Raw genomic sequence first — 22,755 nt, forward strand, 5'->3', positions numbered from 1 at the left:
TCATCAATGCTCAGAATCCCCAACGGATACCTGCTGTCATGGCCCACGGGTCGTACCCCTTGGGTACGCTTGGGTAGCTTTCACTCAACAGCGCAAACCCCTGTCCGGAGTCGGCATTATTCTCGATGTGAGACACGTAGGTGTAGAGCTGGGTATTGGTATTAAGCGAATACAGGTAGCCCGCGTGAGTGGCCCAGGCTCGCGCGCCCTCGGCTTCGATACGGTGCGAGACGCCAAGCGTGATGTCACCGGGGCCGAAAGTGATGCGTGCGTTGACCATCTGCGCAGAGGCGAACCAGCGTACGTCGGTATCGCGTTCGGAGTAGACGTAGTTCGCGCCCCACAGCACTCCACCGAGCCGCACGGTGCCGGAGAGCACGTGGGTGTTTTGCCGATACAACTCACCGGTCGTCAGCGAGGGAGCCGAATCGTGCTGGTTGAAGCCGTAGCCCAGCCTTGTATCACCATCGCGATAGCGCAGGTTGAAGCCGCTGGTGCGGTTCTGATCCGGACCGTTTTCAATACTGGAGTTACCGTAGGAATACCCCAGTTCGCTGGAGAACCCATGGACCTCCGGAGTGCGGTAGCGCACGGTGGTGTCATAGAAGCCACCGGTGCCACTTTTGCCCAGGGTCGTGGTGTGTTCCAGGCTCATGATCGAGGCCATGTTGGACAGGCCATACATCGCCACGTCCGAATCAAGGAACACCCAGTAGATCGGCATGTACAGGCTGCCCATGTCGACCGAACCGAATGGCCCGGTCACCCCTGCACCATAACCACGGTTGGTGGAGATCCTGCCCTCGTTGTAGCCGGTGCGCCAGATGTTGCGCAGCACCAGGCCGCGCTCACCGAACGCCCGCACGCCATAGCCGCTGTTCCCCAGTGCGTAGTCGATCTTGAGGCCAATTCGCGACGCCTGCAGGTTGCCGTCCGAGACCATGGTATGACCCGGGTGATCGTCGGTGAACTTGCCGCCCTGCAGCGACAGATCAAGAATCCCGTAAGGGTTGATGCTCAGGTTTCCAGCCTTGAACACCAACGGTGAGGCCGCATCGGCAGGGTTTCCCAGGAGGGTGCAGGTCATGGCAAAAGCAGCAAAAACATAATTTTTATTATTCAAGTTCGCTTACTCGGGTACAGGTATTGGCGATCTCAAGGCGCAGGGAGGCCCGACGCCTCCCGAGAAGGAGGCGCACAGGGCGCCGTGTACCGGGAAAGGATTCAACTCACAGAGCGAGGTCCGCCAGGGTTTCGAAGGTCGCCTGCCAGCGACTGCCGACGCGGATGAACACCGGAGGCTGACCCAGCGGCGCTGCAACCGTCACGCGCTGGCCGCCGGCATATCGCTCGCCACTCCACAGGTGCTGCCATTGATCGCCACGAGGCAGATAGGCCGTCCACTCGCGCTGACCTTCGGCGTGCACGGGCGCCACAAGCAGGTCTTTGCCGTACAGGTATTGATCCTGGATCGAATAGGTCTCGGGATCCTGCTCGTAGTGCAGGAACAGCGGACGCTGCAGCGGCAACCCGCTGGCCTCGGCTTCATCCACCAGGCTTTGCAGGTACGGACGCAGGCCGACATACAGTCGGGTCATGCGGGCGAAGTGCGCGTAAGTGTCGGCGTCCTGCCAGAACTGCAGGTTCTGGTCCGGGCGATTGCCTTCATGGGTACGCATCACCGGAGTGAACGCCGCCATCTCGGCCCAGCGCTGGAACAGTTCGCCGGTGCGGCAATTGTCGTAGAGGCTGGTGTAGCCGCCGATATCACTGTGGTGATAGGCATTGCCGAGCAAACCCGAGGACAGCGCACCACAGATGACCGTCTGCAATCCGTCATGGCGGCTGAAGTCTACTGACTGGTCCCCCGCCCACAGCAATGGGCAATGACGTTGCACGCCGCTGTAGCCGGCCCGCATGAAGAACAGTGCATTGCCGGTCTTGCCCGCGTTGGCAATGGCCCGTGCGTTGACCTCGGCCCAGCGCACTGGCCAGGCGTTGTGCTCGAGCATCGGGTCGGCATCGCCGGCCAGTTTCAGGTCGATGGGCAGGTACTCGCCGAAGTCGGCCATCCAGCCGGACAAGCCCTTGTCGAGCATCTCGCGCCGCAGGATTCGCTCTTCAAACCACTGCGCCGCTGCCGGCAAGGTGAAGTCGACCACGCCACACAGGAACTCGCCGAAGTCCACCAGATAGGTGCCGCCTTCGACTCGCGTGGCCAGGTAACCGGCTTCCTGCGCTTCCTGAAACAACGGACCGTCGTTGCACAGGTACGGGTTCACGTAGCCCATGAACCGGATGTCCTGTGCTTCAAGGCTGGCCACCCAGGCGGCGTGATCGGGGTAGCGCGTGCTGTTCCACTGCCAGTCCCAGAACAGGCGTTTGCCAAAGGAGGTGATGCGCAGGCCTTCCCAGTCCTCGCACCACAAGGCGCTGACCGCGACGCGCTGGTCGAGCGCATCGTCGAGACGCGCCTGGGCGTGTTCGCGGCCGTTCTTCAAGCCCAGAATCGCCCCTTTCATCACCCATGCCGGCAGGCGCGGCTGGCGACCGAAATGGCTCGATACCTGGCTGACCAGTTGCACGAAGTCATCGGCCAGGAGGAATTCGAACGCCTCGGGCACCGCCCAGAACTGCAGTTCATGAAATTGTTGATGGCGGAAATCAAAATCGGCGTAGGCCGTGGTCACCGCATGCAGGCAGTAGCGCTGGGAGGAAATGTAGGTCGGCTGCGGATAGTTGGTGTGGTAGTAGTCGCCGCCGGCATTGGCTTCGTTGTCCGCTTGCAGGGTGAGCCAGGTCGACTTGTCCCGGCCGACTCCGGGCTCCGAGGTCCAGAGCGGAAAATTGCGCCCGCGCAGGTCGAAATACGACATCTGCTCGCCGCAACCCCAGACATGCTCATCCGCTGCTGCCGGTACGCGCAACCACAGGCGGTTGATGCCCGCATCAATGTTCAGTGGCACCAGGCGCAACACGTTGTCCTGCACTTGCAGGCTCAGGCTGAGCAGCACCGGGCCGTCGACCCAGGCGCGCAAATCCAGGCGCGCTGCGGCCTGGTCTAACCAGGCGTGACGCAAGGCCAGCCGTTCCTGGACATAGTCACGGATGGAGAAGTTGCCGCGCTGCATGCTGATGTCCGCCTCGCCCTGGCCGACGAAGATCGCCGGGTTGCGCTCGCTGTGACAGAACAACACGCGGCCATCGACCACCAGGCGGATGTCACCCTCGGTCTGGACGAAAGCGGCAGTGGCGAGTGAAGTTGAAGACGTCATCAGGATTGCACCTCGCAGGTTGGCAGGGAGGATTTGGCATCAGGTTCGCGCTGGCGCCAGCGACGGCGGACCACGCTGATGGCCGCCAGCGCCGCGACCCACACCGCCGCCAACAACGGCACGAACCAACTGCTCGGCCCGGCCGCACTGGCCACTCCCAGCGGAGAAAAAGTCAGGTAGATCGAGACCAGTGCGGCCAGCAGCACGATGCTGAAGCTGCCCGCATGGCGCCATGGCGTCAGGTCCATGATCCGGCTCGAGGTCTGCACCACGTAAGGTTCGGCCCGGGCGTAGCGGTTGCGCAAGGCGATCAGGATCAGCATCTCGATGGCGAACATGATCCCCATCACATGGATAAAACTGATGCCCAGGCGCACGTCGATTTTCAGGCCCAGCACGAATACCGCGTAGCACAAGGCGTGCAGGCCCAGCACCAGCTTGGCCGGGAATGCACCGCCGCGGGCATTGAAGAACCCGAACAGCATGATGGCAATGATCGGCATGTTGAAAAACCCGGTGAAGCGGCGCAGCACCGCGTAGATGCCTTCCGGCGCATACATCAGCATCGGCGCCACGACCAGCGACACCAGGGCGGCGAGGATGCTCACGCGCTTGCCGAAGCGCACCAGCGCCTGATCATCGGCCAGGGGCCGCAGCGGCTTGTAGAAATCGTAGGTGAGCAAGGTCGCCGTGCCGTTGATGATCGCGTTGAAGTGACTCATCACAGTGCCGAAGATCACGGCCACGAAGAACCCCTTCATCCACCAGGGCATCAACACCGACACCAGCGCCGGATAAGCCATGTCGGAGTTTGACAGCGGCTGATCGCGGAACAGGTGCCAGGCGATGACACCCGGCATCAGCATGGCCAGCGGCACGAGCAGTTTCAGGCAGCCGGACAACAGCACGCCCTTCTGCCCTTCAGCGAGGTTTTTCGCCGCCATGCTCTTCTGCACGATCGCCTGGTTGGTGCACCAGTAAAACAGGTTGGCAACAATCATCCCGGTGAAAATCGCGCCAAACGGCACCTTGTCCTGCGGGCCGCCGATGGCATTCAGCTTCTCGGGCGAGTCCTGCATGATCGTCTGCGCGCCGGACAGTACATCGCCCTGGCCGAGGGTCCACAGGCCAATGATCGGGATCAGGATGACCACGACCAGCAGGCCGATGCCGTTGATGGTGTCCGACACCGCTACCGCGCGCAGGCCGCCCAGTACCGCGTACGCCGCGCCAATCACCCCGGTGCTGACGATCAGCAGCGAGATGGTGGCCGGGTAGGACCAGCCGAGAATGCCTTGCAGGTCGAAAATCTGGTTGAAGGTGATTGCCCCCAGGTACAGCGACGCCGGGTTCAAGACCAGCGTGTAGGTGGCAACCATCAGCGCGCTGACCACGCGACGGGTGGTGACGTCGTAGCGCTTTTCAATGAACTCCGGCAGCGTCGAAAAACCTCCACGCATGTAGCGCGGCAAAAAGAACAACGCCAGGGCGATGGTCGAGACGGCCGCAGTGGCCTCCCACGCCATCGAGCTCAGGTTGTGGGCATAGGAATCACCGTTGAGGCCGATCAACTGGTCGATGGACAGATTGGTGAGCATCATCGAGCCGGCGATAAACCAACCGTTGAGCCCACCGCTGGCCATGAAGTAGCCGTGGGCACCGACATCCTTGGCCTTGCGCGTGAAGGACCAGGAAATGGCGGCCACCAGGCCGGTAAAGAACAGCATGCTAAGGAAGGTGAACAGGGACGTATTCATTTTTTATAGTTGTTCTCCAACACGGGTTGGGTAGACGCTCGGATAAAATCGCAGCGCTGCTAAATGGTACGCGCCGAGCATAAACCAAGGAAAATCGTAGCGCTACGATTTTTCCTTCGTTTTACGCGCATTTTTGTTCGCATTCGAATTTTGCCGAGCTGGCATGCTCGTGATTGACTTGAAAGCGCCCTGCTTTCATTCTCTTGGACTTTTGCACCCGAGGAAACAGATGAGCGACTTACCGGCAACCATCGCCAACGGCAATCCGGGCCGTCGCAAAGGCAATCGCGTGACCATGGACGAAGTCGCCGAGCGGGCTAACGTCTCGCCCAGCACCGTTTCACTGTTCCTGCGCGATCCTGACGCTGTCTCCAGCAAGCGTGCCGAGCGCATCCGCGAAGCCATCGCCGAGACCGGCTACACCATCAATCGCCTGGCGGGCGCCCTGGCCGCGTCCCACAGCCGCACTGTAGCGGTCATCGTGCCTTCGATGATCAACGCGTTTTTCTCGGAGACCCTGCAAGCCATGCAGGACGTGTTCGAAGCGCGGGGCTATCAGCTGCTGATCAGCAACAGCAACTACGACCCCGACCGTGAACTGGAACTGCTGCGGGCCCATTTATCCTGGTCCCCTGCGGCACTGGTGCTCACCGGTAACCAGCATCAAGCCGCTCGTTCGCTGCTCGAAGCCACCGGCATCCCGGTGGCGCAAATGTGGGAGCTGGGTGATGAGCCGTTTCATCTGCAGGTCGGGTTCTTCCACGAAGATGTCGGCGCGGCGCTCGCCGAGCACCTGTACCAATGCGGTGTGCGCCGCTTCACCTATGTCGGCTCACGCATGCACCTTGACCATCGCGCGCAAAAACGTGCCGAGGGCTTCCGTGCCTGGCTGGAAAAAAAGGGTTGCACGGCGACGATTATCGCCCTGGAAGAGAGTACTTCCGAGGTGGTGTTGACCCAGGTGTTCGACCAGTTGGCCAAGACTGCAGATCAGCCTCAGGGCTTGTGCTGCTCCAACGATGTGCTGGCGATCGGCGCGCTGTTCGAAGCCCGTCGTCGCGGCATCGATGTGCCCGGCCAGCTGTCGATTGCCGGTTTCGGCGACCTGCCCCTGAGTAAGCTCAGCGCGCCGCGCCTGACCACCGTGCGCCCGTACCCGCTGGAGATCGGTCGGACGGTCGCCACTCGCCTGCTGCAGTGGATCGAAACCGGCACCCTGCCCGCCGAGCCGGAAACCGTGGACCTGGGGTTCGAACTGATCGTGCGCGAGAGCACCTGCGCAGTGCCAGATTGATGCAGGCGGCACACAGCCGCCCGCATCGCTTGCAGCCTGCGCTGTCAGCGATTGACGCCACCCAGGCACACGTACTTGATTTCCAGGTAGTCCTCGATGCCGTAGCGCGATCCTTCGCGGCCCAGGCCTGACTGCTTGACCCCACCGAAAGGCGCCATCTCATTGGCGATGGCCGCCGTATTGACGCCGACCATGCCGTACTCCAGCTCTTCACTGACGCGCATCACCCGCCCGATGTCGCGGGTGTAGAAGTAGCTGGCCAAGCCAAACTCGGTGTCGTTGGCCCGCTCGATGACCTCTTCTTCGGTGCTGAAGCGGAACAACGGCGCCAACGGGCCAAATGTCTCTTCCTGGGCGACCTTCATGGCAGCGGTTACACCGGTCAGTACGGTGGGTTCGAAGAAGCTGCCACCCAACGCCGCACGCTGCCCGCCGGTGACCAACCGGGCGCCTTTTTCCAAGGCATCGCCGATGTGCTCTTCGACCTTGCGCACGGCCGCCTCGTCGATCATCGGTCCCTGGGTGACGCCCTGCTCCAGGCCATTGCCCAATACCAGTTTTCGCGCGGCAGCGGCGAGCTTTTCGGCGAATTGATCGTAGACGCTGTCCTGCACGTAGATTCGGTTGGCGCACACGCAGGTCTGCCCGGCATTACGGAACTTGGACAGCATTGCGCCCTCGACGGCCTCGTCCAGGTCGGCATCATCGAACACAATGAACGGCGCATTGCCGCCCAACTCCATGGAGACTTTCTTCACCGTGTCGGCGCATTGCCCGATCAACAGCCGGCCCACCGGAGTCGAACCGGTAAAGCTGAATTTGCGCACCAGTGGATGCCGCGTCAGCACGCCGCCAATCTGAGTCGCGCTACCGGTCACGACGCTGAATACCCCGGCCGGGATACCCGCACGCTCCGCCAGTGCCGCGAGCGCCAGGGCCGACAACGGCGTCTGGCTGGCCGGGCGCAGAACCATGGCACAACCGGCGGCCAGCGCCGGCGCGACCTTGCGGGTGATCATCGCGTGGGGGAAATTCCACGGCGTGATGGCCGCCGTCACGCCGATAGGTTCCTTGGTGACCAGAATGCGCTTGTCCGCCGACGGCTGCGGGACGGTGTCGCCGTAGACCCGCTTGGCTTCCTCGGCGAACCACTGCACGAACGAGGTGCCGTTGGCCAGTTCGCCGCGGGCTTCGGCCAATGGCTTACCCTGCTCGGCAGTGAGGATCAGCGCGAGGTCATCGAGGTTGTCCTGCATCAGGCTGTACCAGGCCTGCAGTAACTCGGAGCGCTCCTTGGCGGTCTTGCGCTTCCACTGCTTGAATGCCTTGTGTGCGGCAATCACGGCCCGCTCGGCTTCGGCCTCACCCATTTGCGGCACCCTGGCGATCAACTCGCCGGTGGCCGGGTTGGTGACATCGAAAGTAACACCGCTGTCGGCACCGACCCATTGCCCGTCGATATAAGCCAACTGTTTGAACAGCGAAGAATCCTTGAGGTTGAGCATGAGGTTCGAACTCCTGTGCAGATCGGAAAAAACCGGATCAATGAATCGGTGGCTCGGGCACGACTTCCCCGGCTTGCAGGAAATCGAAGTCGCAGCCTTCGTTGGCCTGGGTCACGTGCTGCTGATACAGCGCCGCGAAAGAGCGGCCGTACTGGCGATGAACCGGCACGTGCGCAGCACGCCGGCGAGCCAGTTCTTCGTCGCTGACGCGCATATTCAGGGTGCCGGCGTCGATATCCAGGTCGATGATGTCGCCGCTGCGCACCAGGCACAGCGGCCCACCCACCGCCGCTTCCGGCGCGACGTGCAGCACACAGCTGCCGTAGTGGGTGCCGCTCATGCGTGAGTCGGAAATGCGCAGCATGTCGCGCACCCCGGCTTCCAGCAGCTTTTTAGGGATTGGCAGATTGCCCCACTCGGGCATGCCTGGCGCGCCGACAGGCCCGGCATTGCGCAGCACCAGCACGGTGTCCGCGGTGATTTGCAGCGCCGGGTCGTCGATCATTCGGCTCAGGGTTTCGTGGTCGTCGAACACCAGCGCCGGCCCGGAATGCTTGCGCAATGCAGGGCTGGCGGCAGAAGACTTCATCACCGCGCCATCGGGGCACAGGTTGCCGCGCAGCAGTGCCAGCGTAGCGCCCTGGTCGAGGCCCACCACAGGGTTATCGAGGCTGCGGATAATATCGTTGTCGTAGCACTTGGCATCGGCCAGCAACGCGTCCCACGTTTGCCCGGTGGCCCCGGCGCAATCGAGCGCCAGGAACGGCGTGATCTCGCGCATCAGTGCCCGCAGGCCGCCGGCGAAGTGGTAGTCCTCCATCAGTGCATTGCCGGACGGGAACAGATTCAGCAGCACGGGGATTTTGGCCGCCGTCTCGGCCAGTTGCTCCAGCGTCAGGTCGATGCCGGCACGACGGGCGATGGCAATCAGGTGAATGGCCGCATTGGTCGAGCCACCCATGGCCATGTAAACCGCCACGCCATTGGCGAAGTGCGCAGGGGTCAGCCAGGTGGATGGCCGGCGGTCGCGCCAGATCAAATCGACAATGGTCTCGCCACACTGCGAAGCCATGCGCGGATGCCCCGCATCAGCCGCCGGAATGCTCGACGCGCCCGGCAGGGTGAAGCCGATGGCATCGGCGATGCTGGTCATGGTCGACGCAGTGCCCACGGTGTTGCAGGTGCCGATCGAGCGGGTCATCGCGCCTTCCAGTTCTTCCCAGGCCACCGTATCGATCAGCCCCAGGCGCCGCTCGTCCCAGAACTTCTTCGTATGGGTACCCGCGCCGGTCTTCACCCCACGCCATTGGCCATTTGACATTGGCCCGGCAGGGCAATAGAGAATCGGCAGGTCCATGCTCAGGGCCCCCATCAACAAGCCGGGCGTGGACTTGTCACAGCCGCCGAGCAGCACCGCACCATCGATGGGCAGGGAGCGCAGCAGCTCTTCGGTTTCCATGGCCAACAGGTTGCGATACAACATGGTGGTCGGCTTGACCATCACCTCGCCCACCGACTGCACCGGCAGCTCCACCGGAAATCCGCCTGCTGCCCAAACACCGCGCTTGACCGCTTCGGCACGTTCGCGCAGGTGCGAATGACAGGGTGACAACTCGCTCCAGGTGTTGAGGATGGCGACCACCGGCTTGCCCATGAACTCCTCGCGTCGCAACCCGATCTGCTGCATGCGCTGGCGATGGGCAAAGGCGCGGATGGTGTCCGGAGCGAACCAGCGCTGGCTGCGTAGCTCTTCCAGTTTTTTGTGTTTATCTGACATGAAATGGCTTCCGCTTGACTCTAAAAGGCCGTCTCCCAGATGGGTCTCGACGGTGTCGGTGATTGTTTAAAAGTGGATGGACAGCAACGGCCGCATGACCAGGCTCACCCCTGCCAGCAGCAACAGGACGAAGACGCCGATGCGCAACGTTCGTGCCTTGATCGCGGGTGGCCGGCGACGCATGTACCAGGTCAGGGCGAACACCACGGGCGCCGCTTCCAGAGCCAGGTAACCCGCACTCACGTCAAGACGCCCGGCGTAAGACTGCAGGCCCAATCGCAACAAGGCGTTCAGCGCAAACACCACGATCAGGGTGTCGCGCACCACCTGCGCCGCCAGTGGCTGGCGATACAGCTGATAGACCAGGGGCGGACCGGCGCTGGAGAACAACCCGCCCATGACCCCGGACAACCCGGCAAACCCGCTGAAACTGAGCCATCCGGAAAGTCGCTCGAGGTGGCGCGACCGAACCACCAGCAGGAAGCTGCACAGCACGATGGTCAACCCCAGCACCAACTGCAGCAGATCCCGCTCATGCGCCCCCAACAGGCCCAGCAATTCAACCCCTGCAAACACGCCGAGCAGGCTGCACCCGAGGATTAGCGCCAGCAGCTTCGGCGCCAGGGCCGGGCGACGGCGCAGCAAAACAAAGGCGTTGATCAACGTCAGGATCGAGCTGACATTGGCGACGGTCTCCACCGGCGCCAGCTGCAACAATCCGGTGAGCCCCAACAGCAACAGGCCGAAGGCAAAACCCGTGGTGTTCTGCGCAAACGTGGCCAGTGCCACACAGAGCACAAAACCCACATGGGACCAGACGCTCATCATTTACAGGCTGTCTCGAACAGGCCAGGGGCCCGACAGGTCGGGGAATTTGCAACTGCCATGAGTACTCCTGAGGGCCAGACTGCGGGTGATTTTCACCGGTTCCTGAAGCCGCCCGGCTTGAGGTCAATCAATACGGCGTGGTGACCGCAACGGGCGCCTGATGAGCCTTCAGGACCGTGAGGAACTCGTTGGCCTTCTTCATCATCATCGCCAGGTCGGACGCCACTGCGGCGAAGGCATACCCCTGCTCCAGATAACTTTGAACCAGTTCAGGCGTGCCGCCGACTATCCCCATCGGCATGCCGACGCGCCTGGCGCGCACGATCGCATCGCTGATCATCGCCTGAACCTCTGGATGCCCCGGATTACCGATGTGACCGCACGCTGCGGACAGATCGCCCGGACCAAGGAACAGCGCATCGACCCCGGCAATCGCGGCAATTTCTTCAAGGTTCGCCAGCGCGGTTGGCGTTTCGATCTGCAGGATGCAAGTCACTGCGTCGTTGGCTTCCTTGCCGTAGTTGGCCCAGGTGCCATAGCGGCTGGCACGGTGCACAGCGGCAAAACCGCGGGTGCCCAACGGTGGATACTTCACCGCGTTGACGGCCGCCTGCGCCTGCTCGGCGTTCTCCACGAACGGCACCATGACGTTGAACGAACCCAGGTCCAGTGCTCGCTTGAGCAACACCGGGTCATTGGCGGCAACCCGCACAATCGGCTGGGCGCCCCCGCAGTGAATGGCCTGGAGGATTTGCCACAGATCGCGAAATTCGATGGGCACGTGTTCCATGTCGACCAATAGCCAGTCAAAACCGGCGTAACCCAGGGCTTCGGCGGTGCTTGCAGACCCGGACATCAGCCAGGTGCCAATGGGAGCGCTGGGGTCGTTCAAGCGGCTGGCAAAGGTCTGGGTTGAGTGTGCGTCGGACATGGCGTGCCTCCGGTTTCAGATGGGGTTGCGGCGCTACTCGCGGTGCTTGAAAGCAAAATCGCAGCGCTGCAAATTAGAACTGAAAGCATATTCCAGAAATAATCGCAGCGCTACGATTTTTACTTGTGGTTGTTGATTGAGTGTTTAGGGAGTGGATTGAGGGATAAAAAAAATGGAATTGTCTAGTTGTCCGTTCGGTCAAGAATTACGTAACGCAGTAATTTCTGACCAGGAGCCAGCGATGACTATCGAAGCAGAGACACTCGTACAACTGACCGCCGCGCTGCAGCAGCGCGGGATCGTTCTGGTATCGGATGTGAGGTTTACCCGGGCGCCTTACCGGATGAATCATTTGTGGACGTGTACTGTTGAGTAATCGGGCCTGATAGCGTGATTTCAGGACTATCGTGACGCTTGCGCCAGCGTTGCGACCCGGTAGATCAGTGCATTTCCAACTCGCACTACAACGCACCTGGATCGGACATTTGTAGCAACTCGGCAATTCTGCTACGCAGATCACCATGTATGTCCTCAGCGTAAGGGATGCCTGTTTTCCAGTCGTAAAACCAGGCGGGCATCTTGCGCTTCTCTTCCGGCTCTGAAGAGTAGCGAGGGAAAATGTGGCAGTGCAGTTCTGGTTCGGAATTTCCGAGGATCTCGTAGTTCATCCGCAAGGCGCCAGTTGCCTGTAGAACCGCGTCACCGATTCGGGCCATGTCGAGCAGGTAGATGGACCTGGCTTCGACGTCCAGATCGTTGAGGCTTGGTACTACAGGGTCGGGTAGCAGGAGGCAGTAACCCGGCAGAAATTGCACATCCCCCATGACTGCCCAGCCTGATGGCATTCGGCAGATGACCTTGTCGTTAGTACCGTTGCGGGCCAACTCTACGCGTTGCGAAATTAACGGCACGTGCGCTCCTTCAAGTGCTGGAGTAGAGAGCGGTCGGTAGAGTGACCGATCCATGAAAGGTCTTCTTTCACCATTTTTTCGAGAAATAAGTCATGACGCATCCAAGGGCTGTAGCGACGCCGCCCTTGAATACCGTGTAGCCGGAGCCTTGACATGCAACGTACTGGTATATCGCGCAGATCAGGAACAGCAGCGCAATCAAAAGTATGGAAATGGATATCCCGCGTTGCATCTGAAGTCGACGTTTGTTACGTCCTATCCACACGGCAAACTCTCCCTGGCCGTCCCGTTCTGAATGGTTCCAGACCATAAGGGCTGTAGTGCCGCACAGCAAGTATCTCGGAAGCTCAATCTACAGATAACTGATGTTCCAACCGGACTTACCATGGCGCAAAAGTGTGTGAAATGCGTTCATAAAACGTTTTTTGCAAGAGCGAGTTTGCTTGCGAATCACCCTAGATACCGCGGTTATCGAGGCTTCACGCGTTATCGTTGACGTTTTTCGCGAGCAAGCTCGCTCCTACATCAGTATTACGACACTGGGTCGGGCGTTTTGGGCGGACTGCCCATCAAGGGTTGGGGTACTCGCTGGATACCGAATTGGCGGCATCCACGTCGGCCATTTCTTCGTCGACAGGCGCCTCATCGTCAGTTGGAAGGGGGACCTCGGTTCCACTTCTTTTAGGATCATGGCCTGTCTCGTTGTCAGTGCCGCCCGACACGCCCTTCTGGGAAATATTGCCTGGGGCATTCTCGTCAATTTCCATGTTGGCTCTCCGTTCGCAATGCGCGGGAATTCCGCGCTTGTACATGAGAGAGAGCACATCGTTGCAAGTGCCCGGTTGTGGACGAACGGGGCGCGCAGCCTTTTCGAGGTAACCCGCTGTAAGAGCGGAACCGATAGAAGCCGTGACCTTAGAAATGAATACGTACACCTGAAGCCGCCATCGCGAGCAAGCTTTGCTCCCACAGGTGATACAAGCCTGCTCCCGCAACCTCGCAAAATGCGGCTATCAACTTGCCGTTATCGGCTTTTTTGCCCCCACCTGCATCCCTACAGTAAGTACGACTTCAACGGCGACCCACCCTCGCCCCGTTCAGGAATCGTGCATGTCCAGCCTGCCTTTGCGTATCGAACGGATCGACCCGCTCACGCCCCATATCCGGCGCCTGATCCTGGTCGCCGATGCCAACCAACCTCTGCCCGAATTCACCCCCGGCGCGCATATCGAAGTGCAGATACCGGGCAGCAAGGCCATGTGGCGCGCTTATTCGCTGGTCAGCTTGCCGGGTAACCCGCACTACGAAATCGCTGTGCAGCTGGAAGACCAAAGCAGCGGCGGCTCGCGCTGGATGCACGGGGTGCAGGTCGGGCAGCAGTTGCAAGTACGGGCGCCAAACAATCATTTTCCGTTGGCCACCGACGCCAGTGATTACCTGCTGATCGCGGGTGGCATCGGCATCACGCCGATGCTCGGCATGGCCCGCGCACTCGCTGCCAGTCAACAGCCTTTCATCTTGCACTATGCCGGCCGGGACGCCAGCCGCATGGCGTACCTGCAGGAAGTCCAGGCACTCGAGTCCGCCCATTGCTGGATCAGCGGCGGTGACCCGGCCCGACGCCTGCCCCTGCCCCACCTCCTGAAATCCCACGCCCCTGGGCGCCACCTGTACGTCTGTGGTCCCAAGTCGCTGATCACCGCCGTGCTGCAAACGGCTCGCGAGCTGGGTTGGGACGAGCATCAACTGCACAGCGAATTGTTCATCGGCAGCCTCGACACCCAGAGCCCAGGCGCTTTTGAAGTGGAGCTGCGCAGCAGTGGTGTGACGCTGCAAGTCCCCGCAGGACAAAGCGTGCTGGAGGCCATGATCGCCGCCGACCTGGACCCGATGTTCGATTGCCGTCGCGGTGACTGCGGAGTGTGCGTGGCCCAGGTTATCGACGGCGTCGCCGACCATCGCGACATCTGCCTGTCAGAGCGCGAACGGGCCGGGGGCAGCTTCTGTACCTGTGTATCGCGAGCGTCCAGCGCTCGATTGGTTCTCGATTTGTAAGAGCGTTGCGCCAAGGCGCCCACCCCTTCATGACGGCTAGAAAGGAGACACCATGATTCCCTCCAATGAACAAATCGCGGCCCTGGTACGCGACGACAGCGTGCACAAGAGCGTCTACACCGACCCTCAGCTGTTTGACCTGGAGATGCAGCGCATTTACGGCCAGGCGTGGATCTACGTTGGCCATGAGAGCCAGGTGAAAAACGTCGGCGACTATCACACCACCCGGGTGGGCGATCAGGACGTGATCCTGGTACGCGGCGCCGACAAAACCGTCAACGTGCTGTACAACCGCTGCCCGCACAAAGGCGCCAAACTGGTCGCCGAGGGCGACGGTAACGTAGGCAAGTTCTTCCGCTGCCCTTACCACGCCTGGACCTTCAAACTCGACGGGCAACACCTGTCGGCACCGCTGAAAAATGCCTTCGAAGGTACCTGTTTCAATCCGCAGCACGCGGATTTTTCCATGGTCAGCCTGGCACGGGTCGACAGTTATCGCGGTTTCGTTTTTGCCAACCAGATCGATCATGGCCCGGACTTGAAGGGTTTCCTCGGTGGCGTGATTACCTCCATCGACAACCTGTGCGACCGCTCCCCAGTGGGTGAAGTCGAAGTGGCCGGCGGTATTTTTCGGGTCATGCAGCGTTCCAACTGGAAGGTGTTCTACGAAAATCTGCACGACACCATGCACGCTCGCGTCACCCATGAATCTTCCGTGGATGCGGCCCGCAGCGAAGCCGAAACCCTGGGCGAAATGCCTTTCGAACTGCTGATCATGGACGGCAACGGCGAACCTTACGATTTCTGGGAAAAACTTGAGCTGCGCGCCTATCACAATGGCCACGGCTACATGGAAGCGATCTTCGATCCGGCCGCAGCCGAGCGCGACGAGGTGTCCAAGGCCCACTTCGAGTGCCTGAGCGCGGCTTACGGTGAGGAGCGCGCCCGGGGCATTCTGGGGATGAACCGGCACAACACCGTGATCTACGGCAGCGGCTCGCCCCACACGGTGTTCATGCAGTTTCGGGTGATCCGGCCGATGGCCGTCGATCGCACGCTGGTGGAGATCCAGACGTTCCGCTGCAAAGGCGCACCGGACGCGGTATTTGACCGGGCGTTGACCTACGCCAATGTCATCAACTCGCCCTCCTCCAACGTCATGCCCGACGACGTGGAGGTCTATGCGCGCTGCCAGGAAGGCAACATGACCCGCGGCGGAGAGTGGATCAGCATGCATCGCTATGTCGGCACCGATCGATTATTGCCCGACGGCGCGGTTTCGACCAATGGCACCAGCGAATTGCCCATGCGTAACCAATTTGCGGCCTGGAAGCACTACATGACCGCCACCCTGATTGCCAAGGAGAGCACCCATGCTGCTTGATCGCACTTTCGATGTCTCGACTCACAGCCTGATTCCGGCGCAGGTACCCAGCGAAACCCTGCGCGACATCGAGCAATTTCTGTACCGCGAAGCACGCCTGCTGGATGAGCGCCGTTTCTGGGAATGGGACCAGTTGTTCACCGATTCGGGCATGTATTGGGTGCCGCAAAAAAACGGGCAGGTCGATCCCTTCGAGCACATTTCGCTGTTCTGGGAAAACCGCATGCTCCGCGAGGTACGCATCCGCCGTGTGGAGAACGTGCGTAACTGGTCGCAGCAGCCGCCGACCCGCACCGCGCACCTGGTGGGCAACGTGATGATCGATGGGCTCGACAGTCAGGGCCTGCTGGTGGTGGGCGCGACGTTCCAGGTCAGCGAGTGGCGCCTCGACCAGCGCCAGTTGGCAGGACGCTATACCTACAAACTGGCGAGCCAGGACAACGGCGACTGGAAGATCCAGCTCAAGCGCGTTGACCTGATCAACTGCAACGACGTGTTCGCCAACCTGGAGGTGTTTGTCTGATGGCGCGCCCAACCGTCATTGCCCTGCACTACCAGAACGACGTCCTGCACCCCGACGGACTTATCCGCGTGGGGCTTGCGGCGCACGATCCGGCACGCGATGCGCTGCTGGATGCCGCCATCAGGCTGCAGCAAGGCGCTCGTGCACGCGGCTGGCCGATCATCCACGTACGCGTGGCGTATCGCCCCGACTATGCCGACCTGGTGCAGAACGCGCCGATCCTGCGCGCGGTGGCGGCCAGTGGTGCCGTGCAGGACGGCAGCTGGGGCGCGCAGTTCCATGACGCCTTGCAACCACTGCCAGGCCCGGACGAATTTATCGTCACCCATACCCGCATCAACGCGTTTTATGGCACGCCGCTGGATACGCTGCTGCGCCAACTCGACGCGCGGCAGTTGCTGATCGCGGGCGTCGCCACCCACTCGGTGGTCGAGAGCACGGTGCGGCACGCGGTCGATTGTGGTTTCGAGGTCACGGTTTTATCCGACGCCTGCGCCGCCGCGCACCCCGCTACCCATCTGGCAGCACTGGACAGCATGCGCCTGATCGCCACCGTCACCGACGTCGCAAGCACCCTGGAGTCAATGCCATGAAAACCGCTCCTGCCGCCAACCTGCAAGGTCAGGTGGCGATTGTCACCGGCAGTACCCAGGGCCTGGGCACCGACATTGCCCGGCAACTTTTGCAGGCCGGCGCCAGCGTCATGCTGGTTGGGCGCAACCACGAAGTGGGCACGGCACTCGCCAGCGAACTGGGTGCGCGCTGTCGTTTCGTCGCGTGCAACGTCGAGCTGGATGAGGACATCGATGCCTGTCTCGACCAGACCCTGGCCGCTTTCGGACGCCTCGACATCCTCGTCAACAACGCCTGCGTCTACGACGACCAGGGCTTGTTGTCTGATCGGGCGCAATGGCTGCACACCCTCAACATCAACCTGGTGTCCGCAGCGATCTTTGTGCAGAAAGCCGCGCCGCACATGGCGGAAGGCGGCACCGTCATCAACATCGGCAGCACCGGCGGCAAGTTCGGAGTAGCCGGGCGAGCGCTGTACCCGGCGTCCAAGGCCGGGCTGCTGCAACTGACCCGCAACCTGGCCGTGAGTCTGGCACCGGCGTCGATTCGGGTGATCAGCGTCTCCCCGGCATGGACCTGGTCGCCCTCGGTGGCAAACATGAGTGGTGGCGACCTCGCGGTGGCCGACCGGGTCGGCGCCCACTTTCACCCGCTGGGCCGCGTGGGGCGCGGCGAGGAGATCGGCCAGGTGGTGGCGTTTTTGTGCAGCCAGGGAGCGTCGTGGATTACCGGCGCAGACATTCCGGTCGATGGCGGCTTCTCCATTCTCGGTCCTGACCAGGGTCTCTCGCCGCGCGCGTGGTTTGAGCGCTTGCGTGATCCCGCCTGAACAGCATCCATAAAAAACCTGATGATGAGCGAGGCAACAAAATGGGCAAGATGATCAGTGTGAACGCCGGCGACGGCAGCGGCAGTTTCGCCGCTTACCTGGCACTACCTTCCAGTGGCAAAGGCCCTGGGGTAGTGATCGGCCAGGAGATTTTCGGTATCAACGCCAACATGCGCGAAGTCGCCGATTTTTACGCCGAGGAAGGTTACGTCGCCTTGGTCCCGGACCTGTTCTGGCGCCTGGAACCGGGCGTTGAACTGGGCTACACCGAAGCCGATTTCGCCCGGGCGATCGAGCTATTCCAGGGTCTGGATGTAGACAAGGCCGTGGCCGACATCGACGCCACCTTCAACGCCTTGCGCGCCATGCCCGAAGTCGAGGCCAGCGGTTTGGGCTATGTAGGTTTCTGCATGGGAGGCAAACTGGCGTATCTGACCGCGACGCGCACCGCTGCCGCTTGCTGCGTGGGTTACTACGGCATGGGCATTGAGCAGATGCTCGACGAAGCCGACAACATCAAAGGTCGCCTGGTGCTGCACTTCGCCGAACAGGACAGCTACTGCGACGCCGATGCCCGCACGCTGATCAACCAGCGCCTGGGCGGCCACAACAACGTCGAGATCTACACCTACCCCGACGTCGACCATGCCTTCGCCCGCAACGGTGGCATGCACTACAACAAGCCAGCGGCGCTGATGGCCCATCAACGCAGCATCGCCGCACTGAAGCAAGCCATCGGTCCGAATTACAATTTGTCGCAGCTATGGGACAAACACATCGAGTTCGAGTTTGCGGTCCGCGACGTTCCGGCGACCATGGCAACTATGGTTGCCGAGCCCTACGTCAATCACATTCCGACCATGACCGGTGGCGTGGGTTATCGCGAACTGAGCCGGTTCTATCAAAACCATTTTGTGCATGCCAACCCGCCAGATATGAAGCTGATACCGATCTCGCGCACGGTAGGCGCTTCGCAGATTGTCGACGAGTTTGTGATGTGTTTTACCCACACCAGTGAAATCGACTGGATGCTCCCCAATGTCGCGCCGACAGGTAAATACGTTGAGATTCCCATGCTGGGGGTCATCAAGTTCCGCGGCGACAAGCTGTGTCACGAGCATATTTACTGGGACCAGGCCAGTGTACTGGTGCAGATCGGGCTGCTTGACCCAGCAGGTTTGCCGGTGGCGGGGGTTGAGACGGCGAGGAAATTGCTGGATGAGCAGTTGCCGTCCAATACGCTGATGGGCAAATGGGCAGGTTGAGCTCCCTGTAGGAGCAAAGCCTGCCGGGCGACGTTTCGACGATGGACGACAACGATAACGCGTTCATCCTGGATAAACGCGGCGGCTTCAAATCCATCGCGAGCAAGCTCGCTCCTGCAGGGATCGGCGAAAAGGTCACGAGATTTGTGTTCGCTGCGGCTGATTATTTGCCGCAGCCAGTCTGATGCGGCAGCTCACCAAAGCGCTCCCTGTAATACCGGGCAAAGCGCCCCAGATGTGCAAAACCATGCTCCAGGGCAACAGCCGTAATGCTCAGATCGCGACCACCCAGCAGACGCTCGCGCACCGATTCAAGGCGTAAATTACGCAGCCGCTCCATCGGCGTCTGTCCATAACAGCGCTGGCACAGGGTATTGAGGCTGCGCACGCTCATGCCCGCTGCCGCCGCCAGTTCGCCCAGAGACAGCGCTTCACCTAGATGACTGCGCATCAAGCCTTCGATCTTGTGCAGCTGGCGCAGTGCCTGACGCTGCGCCGGCGACTCGATCACCGCCGGCTGCAAGGCGTCCACTTGCGGTGGGTGGGTCAGCAGGAACAGCGGCAGGCTTTCTTCCAGGTGGCGCAACCAGTGCGCATGCACCTGCGCGCCCTCGCTTGCCCCTAACTGTTCCAGCAGGTCATCGACCAGGCGCAACCACCCGCGAGCCTGGCCAGTGTCGAGTCGATAAGCTGCAGGCAAGACAAAATCAGGCGCCAGCCCGCCTTCGTCCACCAGCCGCTCCTGCATCAATCGCAGCAACGAACGCGGCACCTTGAGCAGCAGCTGCTCACAGCCGGTGTGCCAGACCAGACGCGCCTGGTGATTGGGCGAGAGGACTGCCACCTGGCCGGCCTCCAGGTCCAGCGCCAACCCGTCGCACTCAATACTGGCGCGCCCGCGCAACGGCATCTGCATCAATACAAAATCGGTAAAGGGCCGTGGCCGCACCTCAACCTCGGCGCCATAACGCAGGACAAACAATTGGCAACGCCCTACTTCAGCGCGAAAAAAAGCCGTGTCGACATTCCCGGTGCGCCAGCTCAAGTCGTGTTCGACCAGCTCACGAGCGAGCAGCCGATGACTTTCGTGGCGCGAGCGACTGGTAAACACCGGCGTGCGACACAACTTCGACAGATCGAGCCCGGCACCAGGACTTGAAAGCGCAGCCATGCTCACAGCGACCGGCTACGGCGAGCTTCGTTACGTTGCAAGGTGGTGCTCGGCGTCTCATCGAACAGCTTGCGGTACTCGGTGGAGAACCGCCCGAGGTGGGTAAACCCCCAACCCATGGCGATGACCGAGATGTTGCGCGACGAATTATCCTCGAGGATTTCCTGGCGCACGGCACCCAGCCGATGCTTCTTCAGATACGCCATGGGTGACATGCCGAAGTACTTCCTGAACCCTTCGAACAGCTTGAACCTCGACACCCCGGAAATCGCCTCGATGTCCTCCAGGTGCAGCGCTTCGCGGGCGTTCTCATGGATGTACTGCTTGGCCCGAATCAAGTAGTGCGGCAGCTTCACACCCAGCGCATCGCGCAATTCTTCGGAGTAGTTGTTCGGTTGGGCGAGGATCAGGCCCTTGATCAGCGAACTCTCGATGTCGCGAGTGAAAAACGTCTGGTCGTACAGCTCGCGACTGCGCTCCAGTTCGCCGATAAAATAGCGCGCCATGCGCCACCATGAGGCGGAGGAGCCGTTGACGGCGTCCATCACCGGCTCGAAACGCAAAGGGGTTTCCAGAGGCCGCTGCAACATGTCCTCAAGGGATTTGCGCATGGCCGCGCGGGTGATCACCACCTGAATCTTGCGGCAATCGCCGTTGATCGCCAACTCCTGGTTTTCGTGGGGCGAAACGATGATTGCGCAGTCGCGATCGGAGGTCATCTCACAGCCGTTCTTGAGTAGATGCTGTTCGCCCACCAGGGGCAGGCTGAGGCTGTAGCTGTTGAGGTGCTCGGCGTCTTCGATGCCCACCGTCACGTCGGTGCCGTACTCGATCACGCCCAGGGTGGTCGACATCGACTTGAGCACATTGCCGCTGTGATGAAACTGAATGCGGTTGGGATGGCTGGTCTTGAGCAGGTGTGGCCCGCAGATTCCGGCCATCCACTGCCGCGCGCCATTGAGGTCATAGCGCTCGATACGAATGTCACGAACATGTACATCAGGACTTGTACTCATCACGGGGCACCCACGGCTGTTTTTTTGAACGCGCTCTAGCGGCACGCCTCTGCGGGAAGGAGCAATCTTCATGCCGCCAGACCGCCTGCGTGGCCGGCCCGAAATATGCGGATAACATTCGCCGAATAATCGGATAGGGACCGCTCAAGACCGCAAACATCCACCCGGCTGTCCACCCTTCCCGCCCCCTAAACACTGGAAAGACGCAGCAAAAAAGCGCACTTGACCACCGACTGCACGATAGTCAGGCACCAAGGGCAGGCGTGATTGGGTATTACCTGCCCAGATGAGCAGGCAGGTGTTACCCCTTGTAGGCGCGATCGCTTACCAGAATTTCCAGGTGTAGGTGGTGATCAGGCGGTTTTCGTCGAAGTCATTGGCGTGGCGGAACTTGACGTTGATATTGCGCAGCTCCACGCCCAGATTCTTCAACGGTCCGTCCTGAATCACATAGGACAGGTAAATATTGCGTTCCGACTCGCTGCTGTCACTCAGGGCACCACGATCAATGTCGGTGCCGCGCATATAACGCGTCATCAACTTCAAACCGGGCACACCCACGCCAGCGAAATCGAAGTCGTAGCGCGCCTGCCAGGATTTTTCGTTGGGTTTTATGAAAGCAATGGCCGACCAGTTCACCAGATACGGCTGGGGTGCATAACCGTTGAGGGTCGGGAACGGGCTGTCGCCGAGCATGCGCTGGTAACCCAGGCCGAACGCGTGGGCACCTTTGCGCAAGGTGGTCATGGCCCCGTAGGAGCGATTGTCGATGCGCCCGTACAGCGCGTCACCATCTTGCTTGTTGTTGAAGTAGCGCACATCGGTTTTCAGCCCGTAACCACTGCCCAGGTCGGCCAGATAGGTTCCGCCCAGGTAGTGCTGGCGGTAGATATCTTCCAGCTGCCCGTAGAAGTAGGTCCCGGTCAGCGCGGGAGTGAACGCATAGCTGGCACCGCCGAAGTTCAAGCCGTCGCTGCGGCGCTGGATGTCCGGGCCGTTGAACAGGTACATTTTCTCGCTGTTGGAGGATTCCCGGCCGCTGATTTCGGTGAAGCGGCCACCAGTCAGTGTCAGTTTATCCACCTCCCTGGACTCGATCAGGGTGCCGTGGTAAGTGGTGACCAGTTGCCGCGAATCGTCCATGTAGGCCACCGGCAGCGTTGGCCGATGCTCGCCGAATTTCAACTCGGTTTTCGAGTAGCGCACCTTGGCCGTGTAGCCGCCGCGCCCGTATTCGGTGGCCTGCTCCTGCTTGCTGACACTGTACGGAATAATGCTGTCAGGCCCCCTGCCGCCACCGCCGTCGAGTCGGTAGGCGTACTGCATGGAGGCGTCCAGGCCAAACTGCACCGGGCCCTCGGTGTAGCCCGAAATGAAGCGCAAATCGAAGCCCTGGGTCCAACTGCCAATGCGCGAGTTCTTCGGGTTTTCGCCCTTGTAGTCACGGTCGATATAAAAATTTCGCAGGCCCAGGCCCAAGTGGCTGTCTTCGACAAAGTCCGCCACGGCCATCATCGGCGTCATCATTCCGGCCAGGCTGGCGGTCTGCACGCAACGGGTAAACCAACTCGCTTGAAACATAACTTCTCCCCTCTCTTTTAATGTGCGAACACATCAAGTAGCGGCGCGACCAAAGTGATCACCCCAATCGTCGGCAGTCG

General features: G+C 61.0%; 20 protein-coding genes. 8 read left to right on the forward strand and 12 right to left on the reverse strand.

Annotated elements, in window-relative coordinates; genetic code table 11:
* Positions 1 to 10: 10 nt before the first annotated feature.
* From HYI44_RS03250 to HYI44_RS03260, 3 genes are all read right to left on the reverse strand, one after another.
* Positions 11 to 1,087 (reverse strand): porin, encoded by a 1,077-nt coding sequence (locus tag HYI44_RS03250; protein ID WP_122838418.1) that lies wholly within the window; start codon positions 1,085 to 1,087, stop codon positions 11 to 13.
* A 142-nt stretch (positions 1,088 to 1,229) separates the two neighbouring features.
* On the reverse strand, positions 1,230 to 3,275 hold the full coding sequence (locus tag HYI44_RS03255; protein WP_225568749.1) for an alpha-glucosidase: 2,046 nt from the start codon (positions 3,273 to 3,275) through the stop codon (positions 1,230 to 1,232).
* Positions 3,275 to 5,032, reverse strand: coding sequence for a solute:sodium symporter family transporter (locus tag HYI44_RS03260; protein ID WP_225568750.1), 1,758 nt, complete (start codon positions 5,030 to 5,032; stop codon positions 3,275 to 3,277). The genes HYI44_RS03255 and HYI44_RS03260 overlap by 1 nt, the downstream gene beginning before the upstream one ends.
* Before the next feature lie 229 nt (positions 5,033 to 5,261).
* On the opposite strand from HYI44_RS03260, the gene HYI44_RS03265 reads away from it, so the two are divergent.
* Positions 5,262 to 6,326 (forward strand): LacI family DNA-binding transcriptional regulator, encoded by a 1,065-nt coding sequence (locus tag HYI44_RS03265; protein ID WP_163019369.1) that lies wholly within the window; start codon positions 5,262 to 5,264, stop codon positions 6,324 to 6,326.
* Between the two features lie 44 nt (positions 6,327 to 6,370).
* Here the strand turns inward: HYI44_RS03265 and HYI44_RS03270 are convergent, their stop codons facing one another.
* The 6 genes from HYI44_RS03270 to HYI44_RS03295 form a co-directional block, all read right to left on the reverse strand.
* Positions 6,371 to 7,831: a 3-sulfolactaldehyde dehydrogenase gene (locus tag HYI44_RS03270; RefSeq protein WP_225568751.1), complete on the reverse strand. Its 1,461-nt coding sequence runs from the start codon at positions 7,829 to 7,831 to the stop codon at positions 6,371 to 6,373.
* A 37-nt stretch (positions 7,832 to 7,868) separates the two neighbouring features.
* A complete protein-coding gene (locus HYI44_RS03275) occupies positions 7,869 to 9,608 on the reverse strand; it encodes a 6-deoxy-6-sulfo-D-gluconate dehydratase (protein WP_122838414.1) in 1,740 nt (579 codons plus the stop codon).
* Between the two features lie 66 nt (positions 9,609 to 9,674).
* Positions 9,675 to 10,436, reverse strand: a complete 762-nt coding sequence (locus tag HYI44_RS03280; RefSeq protein ID WP_225568752.1) for a sulfite exporter TauE/SafE family protein — start codon at positions 10,434 to 10,436, stop codon at positions 9,675 to 9,677.
* A 127-nt stretch (positions 10,437 to 10,563) separates the two neighbouring features.
* Positions 10,564 to 11,367, reverse strand: coding sequence for an HpcH/HpaI aldolase family protein (locus HYI44_RS03285; RefSeq protein ID WP_225568753.1), 804 nt, complete (start codon positions 11,365 to 11,367; stop codon positions 10,564 to 10,566).
* Positions 11,368 to 11,828: 461 nt separating this feature from the next.
* The gene (locus HYI44_RS03290; protein ID WP_225568754.1) at positions 11,829 to 12,278 is read right to left on the reverse strand and encodes an HIT family protein; all 450 of its coding nucleotides are present in this window, start codon (positions 12,276 to 12,278) and stop codon (positions 11,829 to 11,831) included.
* A 569-nt stretch (positions 12,279 to 12,847) separates the two neighbouring features.
* Positions 12,848 to 13,045 (reverse strand): hypothetical protein, encoded by a 198-nt coding sequence (locus tag HYI44_RS03295; RefSeq protein WP_225568755.1) that lies wholly within the window; start codon positions 13,043 to 13,045, stop codon positions 12,848 to 12,850.
* Between the two features lie 343 nt (positions 13,046 to 13,388).
* Between HYI44_RS03295 and HYI44_RS03300 the strand changes: the two genes are divergently transcribed.
* Genes HYI44_RS03300 through HYI44_RS03330 form a run of 7 tightly spaced genes read left to right on the forward strand, consistent with a single transcriptional unit; the run spans position 13,389 to position 19,092 of the window.
* A complete protein-coding gene (locus HYI44_RS03300) occupies positions 13,389 to 14,333 on the forward strand; it encodes a PDR/VanB family oxidoreductase (RefSeq protein ID WP_225568756.1) in 945 nt (314 codons plus the stop codon).
* 52 nt (positions 14,334 to 14,385) lie between these two features.
* Complete coding sequence (locus HYI44_RS03305; protein ID WP_225568757.1) at positions 14,386 to 15,717, forward strand: aromatic ring-hydroxylating dioxygenase subunit alpha; 1,332 nt, start codon at positions 14,386 to 14,388, stop codon at positions 15,715 to 15,717.
* On the forward strand, positions 15,707 to 16,240 hold the full coding sequence (locus HYI44_RS03310) for an aromatic-ring-hydroxylating dioxygenase subunit beta (protein ID WP_122838409.1): 534 nt from the start codon (positions 15,707 to 15,709) through the stop codon (positions 16,238 to 16,240). Before HYI44_RS03305 ends, HYI44_RS03310 begins: the two co-directional genes overlap by 11 nt.
* Complete coding sequence (locus tag HYI44_RS03315) at positions 16,240 to 16,833, forward strand: cysteine hydrolase family protein (protein ID WP_122838408.1); 594 nt, start codon at positions 16,240 to 16,242, stop codon at positions 16,831 to 16,833. The genes HYI44_RS03310 and HYI44_RS03315 overlap by 1 nt, the downstream gene beginning before the upstream one ends.
* The gene (locus HYI44_RS03320) at positions 16,830 to 17,642 is read left to right on the forward strand and encodes an SDR family oxidoreductase (RefSeq protein ID WP_122838407.1); all 813 of its coding nucleotides are present in this window, start codon (positions 16,830 to 16,832) and stop codon (positions 17,640 to 17,642) included. The genes HYI44_RS03315 and HYI44_RS03320 overlap by 4 nt, the downstream gene beginning before the upstream one ends.
* Positions 17,643 to 17,683: 41 nt before the next feature.
* Positions 17,684 to 18,907, forward strand: coding sequence for a dienelactone hydrolase family protein (locus tag HYI44_RS03325; protein WP_225568758.1), 1,224 nt, complete (start codon positions 17,684 to 17,686; stop codon positions 18,905 to 18,907).
* Positions 18,908 to 18,948: 41 nt separating this feature from the next.
* Entirely contained in the window at positions 18,949 to 19,092 is a 144-nt protein-coding gene (locus HYI44_RS03330) for a hypothetical protein (RefSeq protein ID WP_163019368.1), read from the forward strand.
* On the opposite strand, the gene HYI44_RS03335 is transcribed toward HYI44_RS03330, so the two are convergent.
* From HYI44_RS03335 to HYI44_RS03345, 3 genes are all read right to left on the reverse strand, one after another.
* Complete coding sequence (locus HYI44_RS03335) at positions 19,071 to 20,078, reverse strand: AraC family transcriptional regulator (RefSeq protein WP_225568759.1); 1,008 nt, start codon at positions 20,076 to 20,078, stop codon at positions 19,071 to 19,073. The two genes, HYI44_RS03330 and HYI44_RS03335, sit on opposite strands and share 22 nt — an antisense overlap.
* Positions 20,079 to 20,080: 2 nt before the next feature.
* Positions 20,081 to 21,094 (reverse strand): AraC family transcriptional regulator, encoded by a 1,014-nt coding sequence (locus HYI44_RS03340; RefSeq protein ID WP_225568760.1) that lies wholly within the window; start codon positions 21,092 to 21,094, stop codon positions 20,081 to 20,083.
* A 324-nt stretch (positions 21,095 to 21,418) separates the two neighbouring features.
* The gene (locus tag HYI44_RS03345; protein WP_225568761.1) at positions 21,419 to 22,675 is read right to left on the reverse strand and encodes an OprD family porin; all 1,257 of its coding nucleotides are present in this window, start codon (positions 22,673 to 22,675) and stop codon (positions 21,419 to 21,421) included.
* Positions 22,676 to 22,755: the final 80 nt, after the last annotated feature.

Source organism: Pseudomonas sp. Y24-6, from assembly GCF_020295325.1.
GTDB classification, from domain to species: Bacteria; Pseudomonadota; Gammaproteobacteria; order Pseudomonadales; family Pseudomonadaceae; genus Aquipseudomonas; species Aquipseudomonas gregormendelii.

What these genes read in the sequence shown, in the direction of transcription:
- HYI44_RS03315 (WP_122838408.1), top strand. Translation starts at nt 16,240, where the DNA reads ATGGCGCGCCCAACCGTCATTGCCCTGCACTACCAGAACGACGTCCTG.
- HYI44_RS03345 (WP_225568761.1), bottom strand. Translation starts at nt 22,675, where the DNA reads ATGTTTCAAGCGAGTTGGTTTACCCGTTGCGTGCAGACCGCCAGCCTG.
- HYI44_RS03280 (WP_225568752.1), bottom strand. Translation starts at nt 10,436, where the DNA reads ATGATGAGCGTCTGGTCCCATGTGGGTTTTGTGCTCTGTGTGGCACTG.
- HYI44_RS03260 (WP_225568750.1), bottom strand. Translation starts at nt 5,032, where the DNA reads ATGAATACGTCCCTGTTCACCTTCCTTAGCATGCTGTTCTTTACCGGC.
- HYI44_RS03295 (WP_225568755.1), bottom strand. Translation starts at nt 13,045, where the DNA reads ATGGAAATTGACGAGAATGCCCCAGGCAATATTTCCCAGAAGGGCGTG.
- HYI44_RS03285 (WP_225568753.1), bottom strand. Translation starts at nt 11,367, where the DNA reads ATGTCCGACGCACACTCAACCCAGACCTTTGCCAGCCGCTTGAACGAC.
- HYI44_RS03265 (WP_163019369.1), top strand. Translation starts at nt 5,262, where the DNA reads ATGAGCGACTTACCGGCAACCATCGCCAACGGCAATCCGGGCCGTCGC.
- HYI44_RS03335 (WP_225568759.1), bottom strand. Translation starts at nt 20,078, where the DNA reads ATGGCTGCGCTTTCAAGTCCTGGTGCCGGGCTCGATCTGTCGAAGTTG.
- HYI44_RS03250 (WP_122838418.1), bottom strand. Translation starts at nt 1,087, where the DNA reads ATGACCTGCACCCTCCTGGGAAACCCTGCCGATGCGGCCTCACCGTTG.
- HYI44_RS03255 (WP_225568749.1), bottom strand. Translation starts at nt 3,275, where the DNA reads ATGACGTCTTCAACTTCACTCGCCACTGCCGCTTTCGTCCAGACCGAG.
- HYI44_RS03305 (WP_225568757.1), top strand. Translation starts at nt 14,386, where the DNA reads ATGATTCCCTCCAATGAACAAATCGCGGCCCTGGTACGCGACGACAGC.
- HYI44_RS03325 (WP_225568758.1), top strand. Translation starts at nt 17,684, where the DNA reads ATGGGCAAGATGATCAGTGTGAACGCCGGCGACGGCAGCGGCAGTTTC.
- HYI44_RS03310 (WP_122838409.1), top strand. Translation starts at nt 15,707, where the DNA reads ATGCTGCTTGATCGCACTTTCGATGTCTCGACTCACAGCCTGATTCCG.
- HYI44_RS03340 (WP_225568760.1), bottom strand. Translation starts at nt 21,094, where the DNA reads ATGAGTACAAGTCCTGATGTACATGTTCGTGACATTCGTATCGAGCGC.
- HYI44_RS03330 (WP_163019368.1), top strand. Translation starts at nt 18,949, where the DNA reads ATGGACGACAACGATAACGCGTTCATCCTGGATAAACGCGGCGGCTTC.
- HYI44_RS03270 (WP_225568751.1), bottom strand. Translation starts at nt 7,831, where the DNA reads ATGCTCAACCTCAAGGATTCTTCGCTGTTCAAACAGTTGGCTTATATC.
- HYI44_RS03320 (WP_122838407.1), top strand. Translation starts at nt 16,830, where the DNA reads ATGAAAACCGCTCCTGCCGCCAACCTGCAAGGTCAGGTGGCGATTGTC.
- HYI44_RS03300 (WP_225568756.1), top strand. Translation starts at nt 13,389, where the DNA reads ATGTCCAGCCTGCCTTTGCGTATCGAACGGATCGACCCGCTCACGCCC.
- HYI44_RS03275 (WP_122838414.1), bottom strand. Translation starts at nt 9,608, where the DNA reads ATGTCAGATAAACACAAAAAACTGGAAGAGCTACGCAGCCAGCGCTGG.